General features: G+C 71.5%; 10 protein-coding genes and 1 pseudogene. 4 read left to right on the top strand and 7 right to left on the bottom strand.

Translation table 11 applies throughout. The features are described from left to right. The 3 genes from A9X03_RS15630 to A9X03_RS15640 form a co-directional block, all read right to left on the bottom strand. Positions 1 to 810: cation-transporting P-type ATPase (locus A9X03_RS15630; protein WP_255396733.1), on the bottom strand; the 810-nt coding region annotated here is incomplete at its 3' end. A gap of 36 nt (positions 811 to 846) precedes the next feature. After that, positions 847 to 1,464 (bottom strand): DUF5994 family protein, encoded by a 618-nt coding sequence (locus tag A9X03_RS15635; RefSeq protein WP_067891278.1) that lies wholly within the window; start codon positions 1,462 to 1,464, stop codon positions 847 to 849. Between the two features lie 147 nt (positions 1,465 to 1,611). Beyond that, positions 1,612 to 5,880: a cation-translocating P-type ATPase gene (locus tag A9X03_RS15640; RefSeq protein WP_231975400.1), complete on the bottom strand. Its 4,269-nt coding sequence runs from the start codon at positions 5,878 to 5,880 to the stop codon at positions 1,612 to 1,614. A gap of 268 nt (positions 5,881 to 6,148) precedes the next feature. Between A9X03_RS15640 and phoU the strand changes: the two genes are divergently transcribed. From phoU to mgtA, 3 genes are read left to right on the top strand one after another with little or no spacing between them, the layout of a single operon-like run. Next, positions 6,149 to 6,814 (top strand): phosphate signaling complex protein PhoU, encoded by a 666-nt coding sequence (gene phoU, locus A9X03_RS15645; protein WP_067890943.1) that lies wholly within the window; start codon positions 6,149 to 6,151, stop codon positions 6,812 to 6,814. A 37-nt stretch (positions 6,815 to 6,851) separates the two neighbouring features. Then, positions 6,852 to 7,844, top strand: coding sequence for a magnesium transporter CorA family protein (locus tag A9X03_RS15650; protein WP_067752765.1), 993 nt, complete (start codon positions 6,852 to 6,854; stop codon positions 7,842 to 7,844). Beyond that, positions 7,841 to 10,471, top strand: a complete 2,631-nt coding sequence (mgtA, locus tag A9X03_RS15655; RefSeq protein ID WP_068261767.1) for a magnesium-translocating P-type ATPase — start codon at positions 7,841 to 7,843, stop codon at positions 10,469 to 10,471. Before A9X03_RS15650 ends, mgtA begins: the two co-directional genes overlap by 4 nt. A 10-nt stretch (positions 10,472 to 10,481) precedes the next feature. Here the strand turns inward: mgtA and A9X03_RS15660 are convergent, their stop codons facing one another. Together A9X03_RS15660 and A9X03_RS15665 are read right to left on the bottom strand one after the other, a co-directional pair. Further along, entirely contained in the window at positions 10,482 to 10,679 is a 198-nt protein-coding gene (locus A9X03_RS15660) for a hypothetical protein (RefSeq protein ID WP_231972809.1), read from the bottom strand. A 100-nt stretch (positions 10,680 to 10,779) separates the two neighbouring features. Continuing rightward, positions 10,780 to 11,130, bottom strand: a complete 351-nt coding sequence (locus A9X03_RS15665; protein ID WP_067752758.1) for a DUF732 domain-containing protein — start codon at positions 11,128 to 11,130, stop codon at positions 10,780 to 10,782. Between the two features lie 167 nt (positions 11,131 to 11,297). On the opposite strand from A9X03_RS15665, the gene A9X03_RS15670 reads away from it, so the two are divergent. Then, positions 11,298 to 12,215 carry a PHB depolymerase family esterase gene (locus tag A9X03_RS15670; RefSeq protein WP_067752755.1) on the top strand — a complete coding sequence of 306 codons (918 nt, stop codon included), beginning with the start codon at positions 11,298 to 11,300 and terminating at the stop codon, positions 12,213 to 12,215. Between the two features lie 147 nt (positions 12,216 to 12,362). Here A9X03_RS15670 and nei2 read toward each other — a convergent pair whose 3' ends face one another. Next, positions 12,363 to 13,118 (bottom strand): endonuclease VIII Nei2, encoded by a 756-nt coding sequence (gene nei2 / locus A9X03_RS15675; protein ID WP_068016626.1) that lies wholly within the window; start codon positions 13,116 to 13,118, stop codon positions 12,363 to 12,365. Between the two features lie 13 nt (positions 13,119 to 13,131). Further along, positions 13,132 to 15,313 (bottom strand): annotated as a pseudogene (locus A9X03_RS15680) (ATP-dependent helicase); the annotation flags it as partial.

Below are 15,313 nucleotides of genomic sequence, written 5' to 3' on the forward strand. Positions count from 1 at the left end.
CCGCAGCCTGCTGGCCCGCGCCACCTCGCGCTGCAGCGGCGTCGCCTCGTGGTCGACGGTCCGCACCAGCCCGGCGATCTGACCGGTCTGGGTCGCCATCCCCGTCGCGGTCACCACCGCCCGCCCGACGCCCTTGGCGATCGCGGTGCCCTTGAACACCATGTCGGCCCTGTCGTCCCGATCCGCCGAGTCGGGCAGCGTCTGGGCGGCTTTGGGCACGGGTTCACTCAGGCCGGTCAGCGCGGCCTCGGACACCTCGAGGCCCGCGGCCCACAGCAGCCTCGCGTCCGCCGCCACCGCGTCGCCCTCGGCGAGCAGCAGGACGTCGCCGGGCACCAATTCGCCTGCGGGGACGGTGCGCCGCGCCCCGTCCCGGACCACCGTCGCCGACGTCGCCGCCATCCGCGCCAGCGCGCCGACCGCGCGCTCCGCGCGGGCCTCCTGCGCGTAACCCAGCAGCGCGTTGAGCACGAGGATGACCGCGATCACCACGGCGTCGACGGGCCAGCCGCCGGCCCCCTCGACGGCCCAGACCGCGAGCGAGGCGATCAGCGCGGCGAGCAGCAGGTAGATCAGCGGGCTGCGAAACTGCGCCAGCAGCTTTCGCCACGCCGGCGCCGGCGCGACGCTCTCGATGTCGTTGGCGCCCACCACCGTGAGCCGGCGGGCGGCCTCCGTCCCGGTCAAGCCGAATTCGGCGTCGCTGCACAGCTTTTCGACGACGGCCGGGCCGTCGAGGAAGGCGGGGTCGGGGTGTGTGCCGGGGGCCGAAGCCGTGACCTCCAGCCAGTCCCGCGGCTGGATGCCCATCCGGTCGCTACTTTGCGATGCAGCCAGCGGTTCGGCTTACGCCGTCAACGATGGTCGCCGATGGTCGTGCGGCCGCGATTCCAGCATGCGGTTGCGCACGATGTGTTCGACCAGGATCGGCACGAAGGTCTGCACCGGCGCGTCGACGAACTGACTCGCCGCCTCCTCGCTCCAGCGCTTGATCTGGGCGGTCCGGCGCTCGTCGCCCAGGCCTTCGTGACGGGCCAGTTTGTCGGCGACGTCGGCCACCGATCGGGCCACCGTCGAGCGGCTGGCCGGGGCGGCCTCGGCGTCGCCGGGTTTCCCCGCGCGCTCGAGCGCTTGCCGGGCCGCCTCCTCGCCGGTGTCCGGCCGGATCACCTGCAGCGTGACGTGGCGGCCGTTCTCGCCGATCAGGATGACACTGGTCGGCTCGTCGCTGGTGAAGCCGAGCAGTTCGACGGTGTGCCCGGCGACTTCGACCAGGGCCGGCGTCTCGTCCCAGCCGTTGCGGCGGTAGCCCACCATCACGATCCGGCCCATCCGCTCGGACAACGCCGTCAGCAACTTCGGCAGCTCCTCGACCAAGTTGGTCGACTGTGGCCACCAGGCGCCGTCGATGTGCTCCGATACCGACCGATAAGGCTTGAGCCGCAACCGATTGTCGCGCTCCATCTCAACCACCTGCTCGCTTACCTTTTCGAGTTAGCCGTCGTACCGCAAACGGTACGGCCGGCGTGACCGGCCCGCGACCCGGAGAAGTGACCGCGGGGTTTACCAGACATGAACAACAAGTGCCGCCAACCGGTTTCGACCGCGACATCATTCGCCGACCATCCGGCGCTGCACGCTCTGGGACGCGCGCAGCAGCAAGTCGGGGGCGACCGCCGACAGCGAGCTGGCCGCGACCGCGGCCAGCAGGCCCTGACCCCAGGCCAGCGGACCCACGGGCGTGCAGCCGAACACCTGGCTGAGCCCCGGGGTGCTGACCACGAGAACGAGCGCGCCCAGCGAGCCGACGGACGTCAGCACCACCAGCGGGGCGCGCGAGTCGACCAGCGTCTGGGTGAGCTGCGCGCCCACCAGCGCGATCAGCGCAACGGTCGCCGCGCGGCGCGGCGGGCCGGTCACGCTGGCCATCGCCCAGCCCGCCGTCGCGCCGATTGTGGTTGCCGCGCCGCGGATTCCGATCGCCCGCCACATGGCCGCCTCGTCGCGGCTGACCTCGTCGGTGGCCGCCTGCGGGCTGACGGCCAGCGCCGCGGCGGGCAGCGCGTCGGTCAGCATGTTGACCAACAGCATCTGCCGGGCGTTGAGCACCGACCGCCCGGTGAGGACGGTGGTGATCAGGGCGAAGCACACCTCGCCGAGGTTGCCGCCCAACAGCATCGACACCGCCGATTGCACGCGCCGCCACAACTGCTGGCCCTCGTCCAGGGCGTCGATCAGCGCCTCGATCCGCTCGTCGAGCAGCACCACGTCGGCCGCCGTGCGGGCCGCATCGCTGCCGCGGGCCGCCACGCCGATGCCCACGCTGGCCGCCCGGATCGCGGCGGCGTCGTTGACGCCGTCGCCGACCATGGCGGTGACCAGACCGGACCGCTCCAGGGTCTGGACCACGTCGATCTTGTGTTCCGGCGTCATCCGCGCGAACACCACCCCCGACGACGCGGCCGCGGCCCGCCCGTCGGCGGACAGGGCTTCCCAATCGCTGCCGGTGATCACCTGATCGGGGGTGACGTCGAGCCCCATTTCCTGGGCGATCGCCGCGGCGGTTGCCGGGTGGTCACCGGTGATCAGCCGGACGCCGATCTCACGCGCGGCGAGTTCCTTGAGCACCGCGTGCGCCGCGGGCCGGGGCGTGTCGGCGAGCCCGAGCAGGCCGATCGGGGTGAGGCTGCCGGTGCACAGGGTCTCGAGGTAATCCGGATCCGTTGCGGCGGTTGAGGCTTCCTGCTGGCTCAGTGTCCGCTCGGCCACGGCCAGCACCCGTAGCCCGCCCGCCGCCATCTCGTCGATCTGCCTGGTCAAGGAGTGGTCGTGCTGCAGCAACGCCGAGGAGAGCACCTCGGGCGAGCCCTTGATGGTCAGCCGGGTGCCGACCAGTGCGGCGGCGAACGGGCGGCCGGACTGGAACGGCAGGAACGCGTCGCGGGTCAGCCGTTGCGGCGTGGAGCCGTCACCGCGGAGGGCCGGGTCGGCGGCGGCACGGTGGATGGCGTCGTCGGTGGCGTGATCGACCCGGTGGCTGTGCCGGGCATAGCTGGTGCCCAGCGCCGCGTCCAGCACCGCGCCGGCGGCGTAGCCCGGCAGCGGGCGCACCTCCTTGACCTTGAGCCGGTTTTCGCTGAGCGTCCCGGTCTTGTCGAAGCACACCACGTTCAGCCGGGCCAACGCCTCCACCGAGTGGGGGTTGCGGATCAGCACCGATTCGCCGGTGAGCCGGCGGGCGGCCGCCAGCTGGGCCAGGGTCGCCACCAGGGGCAGGCCCTCAGGGATGGCGGCGACGACCAGCGTGACCGCGCTGGACACCGCCTCGCGCAGCCCGGTGCCGCGGGCCACGCTGAGCAACCCGACCAGGCCGCCGCTGGCCACGCTGAACGGCAGGGCCCGACGGGTGATGTGCCGCAGCTGCCGCTGCAGCCCGATCTCTTGCAGCTTCCTCGGCGCCATCGCCAGCGCCCTGCGCATCTCCGACCGCGATCCCACGGCGGTGACCACGGCCACCGCCGTGCCCGCGACCACCGTGGTGCCGGCGTAGAGCATGCAGGTCCGTTCGGCCAGCGGCGCGCCGGGCGTGGGCTCGGTCTGCTTGGACACCGGCAGCGATTCGCCGGTCAGCGTCGACTCGTCGACCTCCACGTTCGAGGCGTGCAACAGCCGGGCGTCCGCGGGGACCACCTCGTCGGCGTGCACTTCGATGATGTCGCCCGGCCGCAGCCGCTTGGTCGGCACCTTCTCGCGGCGCTGCGCGTCCAGCGCGCCGACCCGGCGTCGCGCCGGCGGATCCTGCACGGCCAGTAGGCGATTCAGCGTGCGCTCGGCGTGCAGCTGCTGCTCGGCCGACAGGGCGGCGTTGACCAGCAGCACGCTGCCGACCAGGACGGCGTCCAGCGGGGAACCGAGCAGGGCGCTGGCCGCCGCGCCGGTGGCCAGCAGCGGCGTGATCGGGTCCGCCAGGTCACCGCGCATCTCCTCGGCGAAGTCGCGGATGTTGTTCCAGGACGCCGCGGTCGCGTCGTGCAGGACGCGAAGCGGGGGCACCCGCTGCCACCGCGCGGGAATCTCCTCGCGGTCCTCGTCGACCGGGCGGGGCAGTAGCCGCTGCACCTCGGTGACCGGCAACGCGTGCCAGTCGTGGGCGGTTTCGCGTTCGGGCAGCGGGTCCCGCAGGGTCTTCACGGCCGCCCGGTAGCCGAACCACAGGCTGGCGACCATGCCGACATTGACCGACGCCGAACTGCGGCCTGGCACACCGGGAATCAGCATCAGCGCGCCGATCGCGGAGGCCGAGGCCGACAACCGGACCGCGCCCTCGGTGGCGGCGCGCGCGGCGGGCAGCGCGTGCAACATGCGCCAGGCGCCGGCCAGGTCCTTCGCGACCACGTCGGCGGCCCAGGGCGCGGGATGCCCGGGCCGCAGCACCCCGATGGTCACGTCGGACCGGTGCGCCCCCCGCATGCCCGAGGTGGTCAGCAGCGCCACGGTGTGCCCGGCGGCCTTCAGTTCGGCGACGGCCGCCGCAACCGCGTGGTCGATCGATCCGTCCGCGGGGTAGAGCTGATCGAAACCCTGTGCCAGGGAACGCAATCCGTCGTCGTCGAGGGAATAGACCCGCGGCTGGGAGCGCCGCGCCTCGGTGAGCACCGCCGCCGCGAACGGATCGCGGACCGGGCTGATCAGGGCCTGGCCGACGTCGCCGGCTCCCGGAATGTCGGCCAGCTGATGCCATCCCGGCTTCATGCCGTCGCTGTCGAGCGCGGCCCGGACCGCCGCCCAAGCGTGTGCGCGTGCCGAATTCTCCACGCCCAGAACGCGACTGACCGTGAGCTCGTCGGTGTACAGGGCTCGAGGGTCGACCATGATCGCGTCAATCCGGTCGAGGGACCGCAACACGCCCGGACGCAGCACCAGCGCGTCGTGGCGGCTGGTCAGGCCGAGGTTCATCGTGCAGCCGAACGCTTCCCGCACGGTCCGCAACGGTTTGGGGACCGCGGCAAGCGCGGCGGCGCCCGCCGCGTCGGGGTTGCGGGTGAGCAGGCCGACCGCGGCGGCGGCGCCGATGCCGGCCAGTCCGGCGCGGTTGGCGTAGCGTTCCGCGGGCCCGTCGGGCGGCGACGGGTTGCCGACGGGGGTCGCGGCCGCGTCGTCGGGCACCGGTTGGCCGGCCAACTCGGGTTCGTGTCGACTCCACGCCAGCCTGCCGTTCCACGCCTCGGCGGCCAGCATAGTGCGGGTGGCGGCCTCGGCGGCCGCCGCCGTCGGCGACAGCGTGAGCGCCGCGGTGGTGGCGTTGACGATGCCGAACAGCACGTCGGTGCCCTCGGGCCCCAGGCGCCGCTCCAACTCGCGGCGCAGCCGCGGCAGATGGTCGGCCACCGTCGGCGGCACGGCCACCAGGTCGGGCAGCCGGGGCAGCCGCAGCAGGCTGCCCGTCAGGGACAGGCCGAAGCCGACCGAGGCGGCCGTCGCCGCCACCATCCGGCCCATCAGCAGCGCGTCGTCGCCCGGCAGGCTGGCCGGGTTCGCCCGCGCGGCGCGAGCTCGGCGGGGCCGTTCCGCGCCGGCGACGGCCCGGCACAGCTCGGCCGTCGAGGGACCGTCGTCCGCCACGGTCACCACCAGGCGCGCCAGGGCGGGGTTGAGGTGGGCCCGCTCGACGCCGGGCAGCGCCCGGACCGCCGCCAGGACCGCCGCCGCGATGTCCGCGGCGCGCTCACCCTCCAGCCCGCGCACCTCGATCCAGCGCCTCGGTCCGTTGGCGCTGACGCGCCGGGCGCGCGGCCCGCCCGCCGCCTCCAGCACCGCACCCGCCGCGGCGCGGGTGAGCCCCGGGACATCCGGCGTCGCGCGCACCAGCGACCTGCCCATGCTCGTCGCGACGTTGCCGCCCAACAAGGCGGCGCCGGCGGCGATCTCGGCGCTGAGGGCGGCGACGCGCAACGGCGCCGTCAGCAGTCCCAGTCCAGGGAGGCCGCGTCGTGTGCTCACCGTGTTCTCTCGGCTCGGATGGATGGTCCTCGATATGGTGACAGCGGCAGGTTAACCGGCGGTGGCGCGGGCGGGAGGAGTCATTCAGGCTCTTTTCGGGTGCCTTTCGTCCCTTGCGAAAAGCGCTCGCATTGGCCACCGTTGCGCTATGCGAACCGCTTACCACCACCAGCTCGAAGAGTTGAGCGTCCAGCTCGGCGAGATGTGCGGCCTGGCCAACGAAGCCATGAGGCGCGCTACCAGGGCATTGTTGGAGGCGGACTTGGACGCCGCCGAACGGGTCATCCGCGAGCACGACCAAATGGTGGTGATGCGGGGCCGCGCGGAGCGAGAAGCGTTCGCGTTACTGGCACTACAACAACCGGTTGCCGGAGAGTTACGGGCGATCTTCAGCGCCGTCCAGATCATCGCCGACATCGAACGGATGGACGCGCTGGCGGTGCATGTCGCCAAGATCGCCCGGCGTGAACACCCGAATCGGGCACTGCCCGACAAAGTCCGCGCGTGTTTCGCCGAGATGGCCGAGGTGGCAATCGCGTTGGGCGACAACGCGAAACATGTATTGATATCCCACGATCCGGAACAGGCCGCGCGGCTTCGCGAACAAGACGACGCGATGGACGAGCTCTACCGGCAGCTGTTCAGCGTGCTGCTGGACCAGAACTGGACGGACAACATCCCCGCCGCCGTGGACGCCGCGCTGCTGGGCCGCTTCTACGAACGCTTCGCCGACCATGCCGTGGAAGTCGGGCGCCGCGTCATCTTCATGGTCAGCGGCGACCTGCCCGAGCAAGACGAGATCTCCACCTACTGACACGGCGGCGGCTGGGCCGGGCTGAGAAGATAGCGTCGTGCAGGGCAACATCCAGGGCCGCGTGTGGCGCCACGGTAAGCCACAGGACGACTTCACCTTTGACGACATCTCGGAGTACCTCCGCGAACCCGACACCCTGGTGTGGGTGGACCTGTGCGCCCCCGACCACGACGCGCTGTGTGACCTGGCCGCCGAACTCGGCCTCAACACCTGGGCCGTCGAAGACGCCGTCGCGGCCGCCGAGCGGGTCAAGGCCACCGCCTACGAGACGCACACCTTCTTCACGGTCTATGCGGTCGAGGTGGCGGCGGAGGCCGCCGACGAGCCGGGGCGAATGCTGTCCATGCACCGGATTTCGGCGTTTGTGCTGCCCCGCGGCCTGATCACCGTGCGCCTGACGCCGGACTTCGACATCGCCGCGGTCACCCGGCGATGGGAGGAGATCGGCGCCCAGCAGTACGGGGTGGGCGCGCTGGTGCACGGCCTGCTCGACGTCGTGGTGGACAGTCATTTCGCGGCGGTGGAGGCCCTGGACGACTGCGTCGAATCCATCGAGGACGAGCTGTTCGACGGCAGGCCGCGCCAGGCCAGCTTTCAGCGCCGGACATTCCAGATGCGCCGCGACCTGGTGGGGCTGCGGCGGGTGGCGCTCCCGATGCGGGAGGTGGTCAACTCGATCCAGCACCACCGGCACGAGGTGGGGACCGCCCCGGAACTGGACCCGCTGTACGCCGACCTGTACGACCACGTGCTCCGCGTGTCGGAATGGACGGAATCGTTGCGGGACATGGTCACAACGATTTTCGAGACCAACCTGTCGCTGCAGGACGCGCGGCTGAACACCATCATGAAGAAGCTGACCGGATGGGCGGCCATCATCGCGGTGCCCACGGCCATCACGGGGTTCTACGGCCAGAACGTGCCGTACCCGGGCTTCGGTCACCTCGCCGGGTTCATCGCCAGCACCAGCCTGATATTCGTTCTGATGGGCGTGATCTACCTGATGTTCAAACGCAGGGATTGGCTATGACAACAGAGGTGTTACCGGGTTCCGCGGCCCCGACCACGACGTCGGTCGCGGCGGCCCCGGTCGACGAGGTGCTGCGCTCACTGGACAGCTCGGCGGCGGGACTGTCGAGCGCGGAAGCCGCTGCCCGGCTGACGCGGTACGGCCCCAACGCGGTGCGGACCCATCGCGTCAATCCCCTTGCGGTGCTTGGCCGTCAGCTGCGCAACGCGGTTCTCATCCTGCTGGCCGGCACCGCGGTCGTCTCGTACTTCCTGGGCGACAGCATGCAGGCGGTCATCATCGGCATCATCCTGGTGGCCAGCATCGGCCTGGGTTTCATCAACGAGTACCGCGCCGAGCGGGCGGCCGCAGACCTGCACGCGAGCGTGCACCACAACGCCGTGGTGCGCCGCGACGGGGAGTTCGTCACGCTCGCCGTCACCGCGCTGGTACCGGGCGACGTGATCCGGCTGGCGCTGGGGGAGGCGGTGCCGGCCGACGTCCGGCTGATCGAGGTCAGCGGCTTGGAATGCAACGAGAGCATTCTGACCGGGGAGTCGACCGGCTCCGAGAAGTCGCCCGAGCCCGTGCCCCCCGGAACCGACCTGGCCGACGCGGCCGACCTGGCGTTCATGGGCACCATCGTCAGCGCCGGCGAGGGCACAGGGGTGGTGTACGCCACCGGGAGGAACGCCGAATTCGGCCGCATCGCAGCGGGGTTGGACGAGCGTCAGCCGGAAACCGGCTTCCAGGTGGGCCTGCGCCGGTTCTCCTATCTGCTGCTGCAGGTGGCCGTTGCGCTGATGGTGGTCATCTTGATCAGCAACCTGCTGTTGGCGAAGCCGATCATCGACTCGGTGCTGTTCTCGCTGGCGATCGCCGTCGGCATCACGCCGCAGCTGCTGCCCGCCGTCGTCAGCACCGGCCTGGCCACCGGGTCGCGGCAACTGGCCAAGGCCAAGGTGCTCGTCAAGCGGCTGGTGTGCATCGAGGACCTCGGCGACATCGACATCCTGATCACCGACAAGACCGGAACCCTGACGGAAGGCCGGCTGCGGATGGTCGAATCGGTCGACCCCGCCGGTGCGCACAGCGACCCGGTCCGCCGGCTGGGGCTGCTGGCCACCGATGTGGACCCGAAAACCGGTGGCGCCAGCGCCAATCCGCTCGACGCCGCGCTTTGGGAGTCGCCGCAGGCGCACGACTTGGTGGCCGGCGCCGGGCGGGTTGCGTTGCTGCCGTTCGACCACGAACGCCGGGCGACGTCGGTGCTGGTCGACGACGGCGGAACCCGGCTGCTGGTGGTCAAGGGCGCGCCCGAGCAGGTGCTGGCCCAATGCCGGGGCACCGCGGCGGCGGCAGAGGAAACCCTAGCGGCGTTGTTCGCCGCCGGGCGCAGGGTGGTGGCCGTGGCCACCAAACCGGCGCCGGGTTTGACCGCGATCACCCGCGCGGACGAGTGCGACCTGTCGCTCGCGGGCTTCCTGGTCTTCGCCGATGAGCCCAAATCCGCCGCGCGGCAATCACTCTCGAAACTGGCCGACCTGGGTATCGAGCTGAAGATCGCCACCGGGGACAACCCCCGCGTCGCCGAAAAGGTCTGCGGCGACTTGGGTCTGGCGTCCAAGGGCACCATCACCGGCGCACAACTGGACGCGCTGGACGACGACGCGTTCGCCGGTGTGGCGCAGGACCACACCATCTTCGCGCGCATCTCCCCGGAGCAGAAGGCGCGGCTGATCACCGCGCTGCGCCGCAAGGGGCGGTCGGTCGGCTTCCTGGGCGACGGCGTCAACGACGCGCTGGCCCTGCACGCCGCCGACGTCGGGATCTCCGTCGACAGCGCCACCGACGTGGCCAAGGACGCGGCCGATGTGGTGTTGCTGGAAAAGGATCTCGGGGTGCTGGCCACCGGGGTGGCCGAGGGCCGGCGCATCTTCGCCAACACCATCAAATACGTGCTGATGGGCACGTCGAGCAATTTCGGAAACATGTTCAGCGCGGCGGCCGCGTCGGCGCTGTTGCCGTTCCTGCCGATGCTGCCCAGCCAGATCCTGCTGAACAACCTGCTCTACGACACCTCGCAGCTGGCGATCCCTTCCGACCGGGTCGACGCCGCGCAACTGCAGGCGCCGTCGCACTGGAACGTCGCGTTCATCCGCCGGTTCATGTTGATCTTCGGCCCGATCAGTTCGCTGTTCGACTTCCTGACGTTCGGCCTGATGCTGGGCGTGCTGCACGCCGGCGCGGTCGAGTTCCGCACCGGCTGGTTCGTGGAATCGCTCGCGACGCAGACGCTGATCATCTTCGTGATCCGCACCCGCATGGTGCCGTTCTTCCGCAGCCGGCCCAGCGCGCTGCTGGCCGTCACCAGCATCACCGTGGTCGCCGTCGGCGCCGGGCTGACGATTTCACCGCTGGCGCGGACCCTGGGCTTCACGCCGCTGCCGTGGCAGTTCTTCGCCGTGCTGGGGATGTTCGTGATCTGTTATCTGGTGCTGGTGGAGCTGGCCAAGATGCTTTTCTACAGCGAGCCGATTCACCTTGTCGGACAACCGCATCGCACCCGGGGCAGCGCGTATCGCATCCGCAGGCGCGCCGCGCGCTACCACCATTACGCCGTGCGGCGGACGCGGAGAACGAACTGAACCTCAGACCTCAGTGATGGATCTGCACCGTGGGCTGGTCCGCAAGGCCGTGCTGGATGCCCCGGTTGATCTTGTCCGTAAGGGCCGCGCTGTCGGAGGGCGACGTCTCCTCGCAACTGCAGCTGAGTGTGTTGAAGGGGCTGGGGTCGGCGTTGGCGGCGGCTGCCGTCCATCCCGCAGCCCCGAGCGTGAGTGCAACGCCGACCAAAAGTCTAGGAATCATTTGGCCTTCGAGTTCTCAGGAATTGTTTCCGAATTAAAATTTTACCCGCGCGTTTGTCACGAGCCTGTCAACTGGCTGTTAACTTTCAGGCCTGGGCGCCGTACTTCGGGCAGTACGCCCGGATGCTCACGCCCACGAAGTAGCCGGCGTGGTAGCCGTCGAGGTGGCTGTTGGTCATGACGTCGTTTGCCACCTGTTGCGGCGCTTCACCGGAGTCGAGTTGCTGGCAAACCAGGTGCCCGGAACGGATCGCCGTTTCGGGCGATTCGTAGTTGATGCCCTTGGCGGTCAGCGCGGCGAGGAACGCGTCATCGGCGGCGCTGGCGTGGGCGGCCGGGGTCGCGCCGAGCACATCCAGCAGTCCGGCCGCGGGGACCACGCCGGCAGCCATCAGCAACAGCAGAAGGCTGGGGTTGCGTATCTGGGTCCTCGTCATTTCTGATACTCCCGTGACATCGAAGTGCCGTTGCTCGCTGACAGCGGGGGCTGCCCGAATATTCCCACGTTGCGGTGCCGCTTGGTGCAGGATCAATCATATTGCGATCATCGCCACACCCAGAGCACGGTTTGCTCCGCCATTGGCGTTGCCGGGATTCTGACGACATGCCGTACGTGCGTTTGTTGGCTGTGGTGCTGGTCGCGCTGTGCTTGGTGGGCTGTGGCGAGCGGCATGTGTCGGCGGCCAGCGCTCGGGACGCGTCCGGGACGTTCCGGTCCGGCGGCATGGACCGAACCTACCTGTTGCACGTGCCGCCGGGCAGCCCGGTCGGCCTGGTCCTGAGCCTGCACGGCGGCGGTGGCACCGGCAACGGGCAACGGGGACTGACCGGGTTCGACTCCGTCGCCGACGCCCACAACCTGCTGGTGGTCTACCCCGACGGTTACGACAAGAGCTGGGCTGACGGCCGCGGGGCGTCGCCGGCCGATCGCCGGCACATCGACGATGTCGGCTTCCTGGTGGGGCTGGTGGGCAAGCTGCAGAACGACTACGGCATCGCCCCGGGGCACATTTTCGTCACCGGGATGTCTAATGGCGGATTCATGTCCAACCGGCTGGCGTGCGACCGCGCCGACGTGTTTGCCGCCGCCGCGCCCGTCGCGGGCACGCTGGGCGTGGGCGTGGCGTGCAAGCCGTCGCGGCCCGTGTCGGTGTGGGAGGCCCACGGCACCGCCGACCCGCTGGTGCCGTTCAAGGGCGGGGTGGTGCGCGGTCGCGGCGGGGTCAGCCACGCCATCTCCGCCGACAGCATGGTGAGCACGTGGCGGTCCGCCGATCGCTGCCAGGGCGACCCGTCCGTCCAGGCGCTGCCCAACGTGGGGGACGGGACCGTCGTGCGCCGCTTCGACTCCACGGCCTGCGCGGCGTCGACCGAGGTGATCTTCTACCAGATCGACAGCGGCGGGCACACGTGGCCCGGCGGCAGGCAATACCTGCCCAAAGCGATCATCGGGCCGACCACCCGCGCGCTCGACGGCTCGGAGGCCATCGCGCAGTTCTTTCTGGCGCACGCGCGGGGCTAGTGGCGATCGCGAGCGCGGTGTGGCCGGGCGCTGCGGGTCGCCACCATGGGGCTAGTGGCGATCGCGAGCGCGGTGTGGCCGGGCGCTGCGGGTCGCCACCATGGGGCTCGTGGCGATCGCGAGCGCGGTGTGGCCGGGCGCTGCGGGTCAGCGCTGGCAGGACGGGCACCAGTAGGTGACCCGGTCCCCGGAGCCGTCGTAGGAGATGGGGGTGCCGCAGCGACGGCAGCCCTGCCCGGCGCGCCCGTACACCCACAGCTGCCGGCCGGACCGGGTGTCGCCGGTGGTGCAGCGGCTCCACCGCAACCGGTTGAGCCACAACATGTCGCGGGCGCGTGAGACCAGCCGGTGCGGGTCGCCCACCGCGCTCACCGGCGCGGTGGGCAGGTGCCCGCTGACGAAACACAATTCGTTGGCATAGACGTTGCCGATCCCGGCCAGGACGCGCTGGTCCAGCAGCGCCTCGGCGAGCGGGCGGTCCGGGTGCGCGGCCAGGTTGGCGGCGGCCAACCCGGCGTCCCAGTCCTCGCCGAGGAGGTCCGGACCCAGGTGCGCGACGGCGTCCTCGTCGCGATCGCGTTCCAGGATCTCCAGCACGCCGAGGTCCACGCCGACGGCGCGGACGGTTCCGGCTTCCAGGACGATGCGCGCCCGGTGGTCGACGCGTACCGGCCGCTCGCCGACCCGCCAGCTGCCGTCCATCTTCAGGTGCGAGTGGATGCTCGCCCGGCCGACCCGGATGAACAGGTGCTTGCCGCGGCTGAGGACCTCGTCGACCGCCTGCCCGGTGAGGTCGACCGTCGCGTACCGCGGGACGCGGACGTCGCAGCGGGTCAGTGTGCGCCCGGCCAAGTGCTGGCGCAGGACGGCGGCGGTGTGCCAGACAGTGTCTCCCTCGGGCATGGCTAGCGCGGCCTCACCGGAGCCGGAGTCCGCGCGGCGTCCGGGCGAACCCGGCGTCGGCCAGCGCCTCGGCCACCGGGCTCGGCCCGCCCGCTTGTGGCTGCAGCGCCGGCGCCCCGTCGATGCGCTCGACCAGGATCGACGCAACGCGCCGGGAGGCGACCAGGTCGGCCAGCGCCGCGGCCGCCGCCGCGTGGGCCGCGGGGTCGTCGGTGAACGTCAGCAGGGACCGCCCGCCGCGCTCCAGGAACCAGCCCAGGTGGCCGTCGACCAGCACGACGAGCGCGCCGGCCTTGCGGCCCGGCCGGCCCCCCTCGCCGCCCGACGCGGGCCACGGCAGCGCGGCGCCGTAGGGGTTGGCCGGGTCGGCGGCGGCCAGCGCGATCGCCCGGTATTCGGGCCGCTCGGGGTCGATGCCGTCGCTGTAGCTGCGCAGCCGGTCGACGGTCGACGCGACCGCGAACTGCGCGCCGCCCAACGACTCGACGAAGTAGCCGCGCTGGCATCGGCCGGCCTCCTCGAAGGTGCTCAGCACCTTGTAGAGCATGGCGAACCCGCCGCCGATCCCCTCGGCCGCCACCGCGCCCTTGGTCAGGACGCCATGGCGGCCCAGCAGCAGCTCCGCCTGGTAGTGGGCGCGCACCGTGGAATCGGGCTCCGGAGCCGGCAGGGCCGACCACCGGCCGGCGACCGTCGGATCGGCCGGGCGCGATTGCGCGTGCGCGACGCTGTATCGGCTCAGCCGCGGCGGCCGGTGCGACCGGTGCGCGGGTGCCGCGCGTTTGCGGCTGCCCACCCCGCCGAGCACGGCGCGCACCGGCGCGAACGTGTCACCGGTGACCCAGCCCGCCCAGATCAGCTCCCACAGCGCGGCTTTCAGCTCCGAGTCGGGCAACCCGCTTTGGGCGAGCTGGCGAAAGAAGTACGCACCCCCGCCGGCCAGCGTGTCCAGGATCGCGCGGTGCGCGTCGGTGAGGTCGATCTCGGCGGGCCCGGCCAGGGTCAGCGGCGCGGAATCGCTCACGTGCAGCGCGACCCAGCCGTCGCTGGCCGAGATCGACCCGGCGCCCGACCAGGTCACCTCCCCGGTGGCGAGCAGCTCGTCGAGCATCGCGGGGGAGTAGTCGCGCACCCGCGGACCGAGCACCAGCGGCTCGATCGCCGAGGCCGGCATCCGAACCCCGGCCAGCTGGTCGATCACGGACATCAGGCCGTCCAGCCCCGAATTCTGGGCGGGCACCCGGTGCCAGGCCGGCAGGAACCGCCCGTACGCGGCGGTGCTCACCGGCTCCACCTGTGCGCGCAGCGCGGCCAGCGACCGGCGCCGCAAGACGCGCAACACCTCGGCGTCGCACCACTGTTCGCTGCCGGACGCGCTGGGGGTGGCGGCGACGAAGTCGCCGCGCACCAGGCGCCCGTCGGCGGCCAGCCGGCCCAGCACGTCGGCCGTCACCCGCAGGCCCAGCCCGAACCGGGCCGCAACATCCGCCGTGGTGAACGGCGTGTGCGTGCGCGCATAGCGGCCGAGCAGCTCGCCCAGTGGGTCGGCCACCGCCTCGGTGAACGCGGCCGGCACCCCCAGCGGAACCGGCGCCCCGACCCCGTCGCGCAGCCGGCCGATGTCCTCGATGGCCACCCACCAGCTGCGGCCGGCGAACGACACCGTCAGCGCCCGCCGCGCACCCAGCAGGCCCTCCAGCCAGCCGCCCACCTCGGCGCCGCCGGCGCGGGCGGCGATCTCGTCCTCGGTCATCGGGCCCAGCAGCCGCAGCAGGTCCGCGACGCCTTCGGCGTCGCGCGCGGCCCGGTCCTCGGCCAGGTGCTGCAACTGGCGGCCGGTCGCGGCGATGACGTCTGGGTCGAGCAGCTCGCGCAGCTCTACGCGGCCCAGCAGCTCGGCCAGCAGCGTGCTGTCCAGCGACAGCGCCGCGGCCCGGCGCTCGGCCAGTGGGGTGTCGCCCTCGTACATGAATGCGCCGACGTAACCGAACAACAGGGACGCCGCAAACGGGGAGGGGCGGTCGGTCGCGACCTCGGCAACCCGCACCTTGCGCTGGGCGATGCCGGCCATCAGTGACGTCAGGGCGGGAACGTCGTAGACGTCCTGCAGGCATTCGCGGACGGTCTCCAGGACGACCGGGAAGTCGGGGTATTTGCGGGCCACGTCCAGCAATTGGGCGGCCCGCTGGCGCTGG

Origin of the sequence: Mycobacterium sp. E1715, from assembly GCF_001667625.1 — a bacterium.
GTDB lineage: Bacteria > Actinomycetota > Actinomycetes > Mycobacteriales > Mycobacteriaceae > Mycobacterium.

Bases quoted from the DNA above. Each gene is read 5' to 3' on its own strand.
- A9X03_RS15635 (WP_067891278.1), bottom strand. From the start codon at position 1,464: ATGGAGCGCGACAATCGGTTGCGGCTCAAGCCTTATCGGTCGGTATCG.
- A9X03_RS15640 (WP_231975400.1), bottom strand. From the start codon at position 5,880: ATGGGCAGGTCGCTGGTGCGCGCGACGCCGGATGTCCCGGGGCTCACC.
- phoU (WP_067890943.1), top strand. From the start codon at position 6,149: ATGCGAACCGCTTACCACCACCAGCTCGAAGAGTTGAGCGTCCAGCTC.
- mgtA (WP_068261767.1), top strand. From the start codon at position 7,841: ATGACAACAGAGGTGTTACCGGGTTCCGCGGCCCCGACCACGACGTCG.
- A9X03_RS15665 (WP_067752758.1), bottom strand. From the start codon at position 11,130: ATGACGAGGACCCAGATACGCAACCCCAGCCTTCTGCTGTTGCTGATG.
- A9X03_RS15670 (WP_067752755.1), top strand. From the start codon at position 11,298: ATGCCGTACGTGCGTTTGTTGGCTGTGGTGCTGGTCGCGCTGTGCTTG.
- nei2 (WP_068016626.1), bottom strand. From the start codon at position 13,118: ATGCCCGAGGGAGACACTGTCTGGCACACCGCCGCCGTCCTGCGCCAG.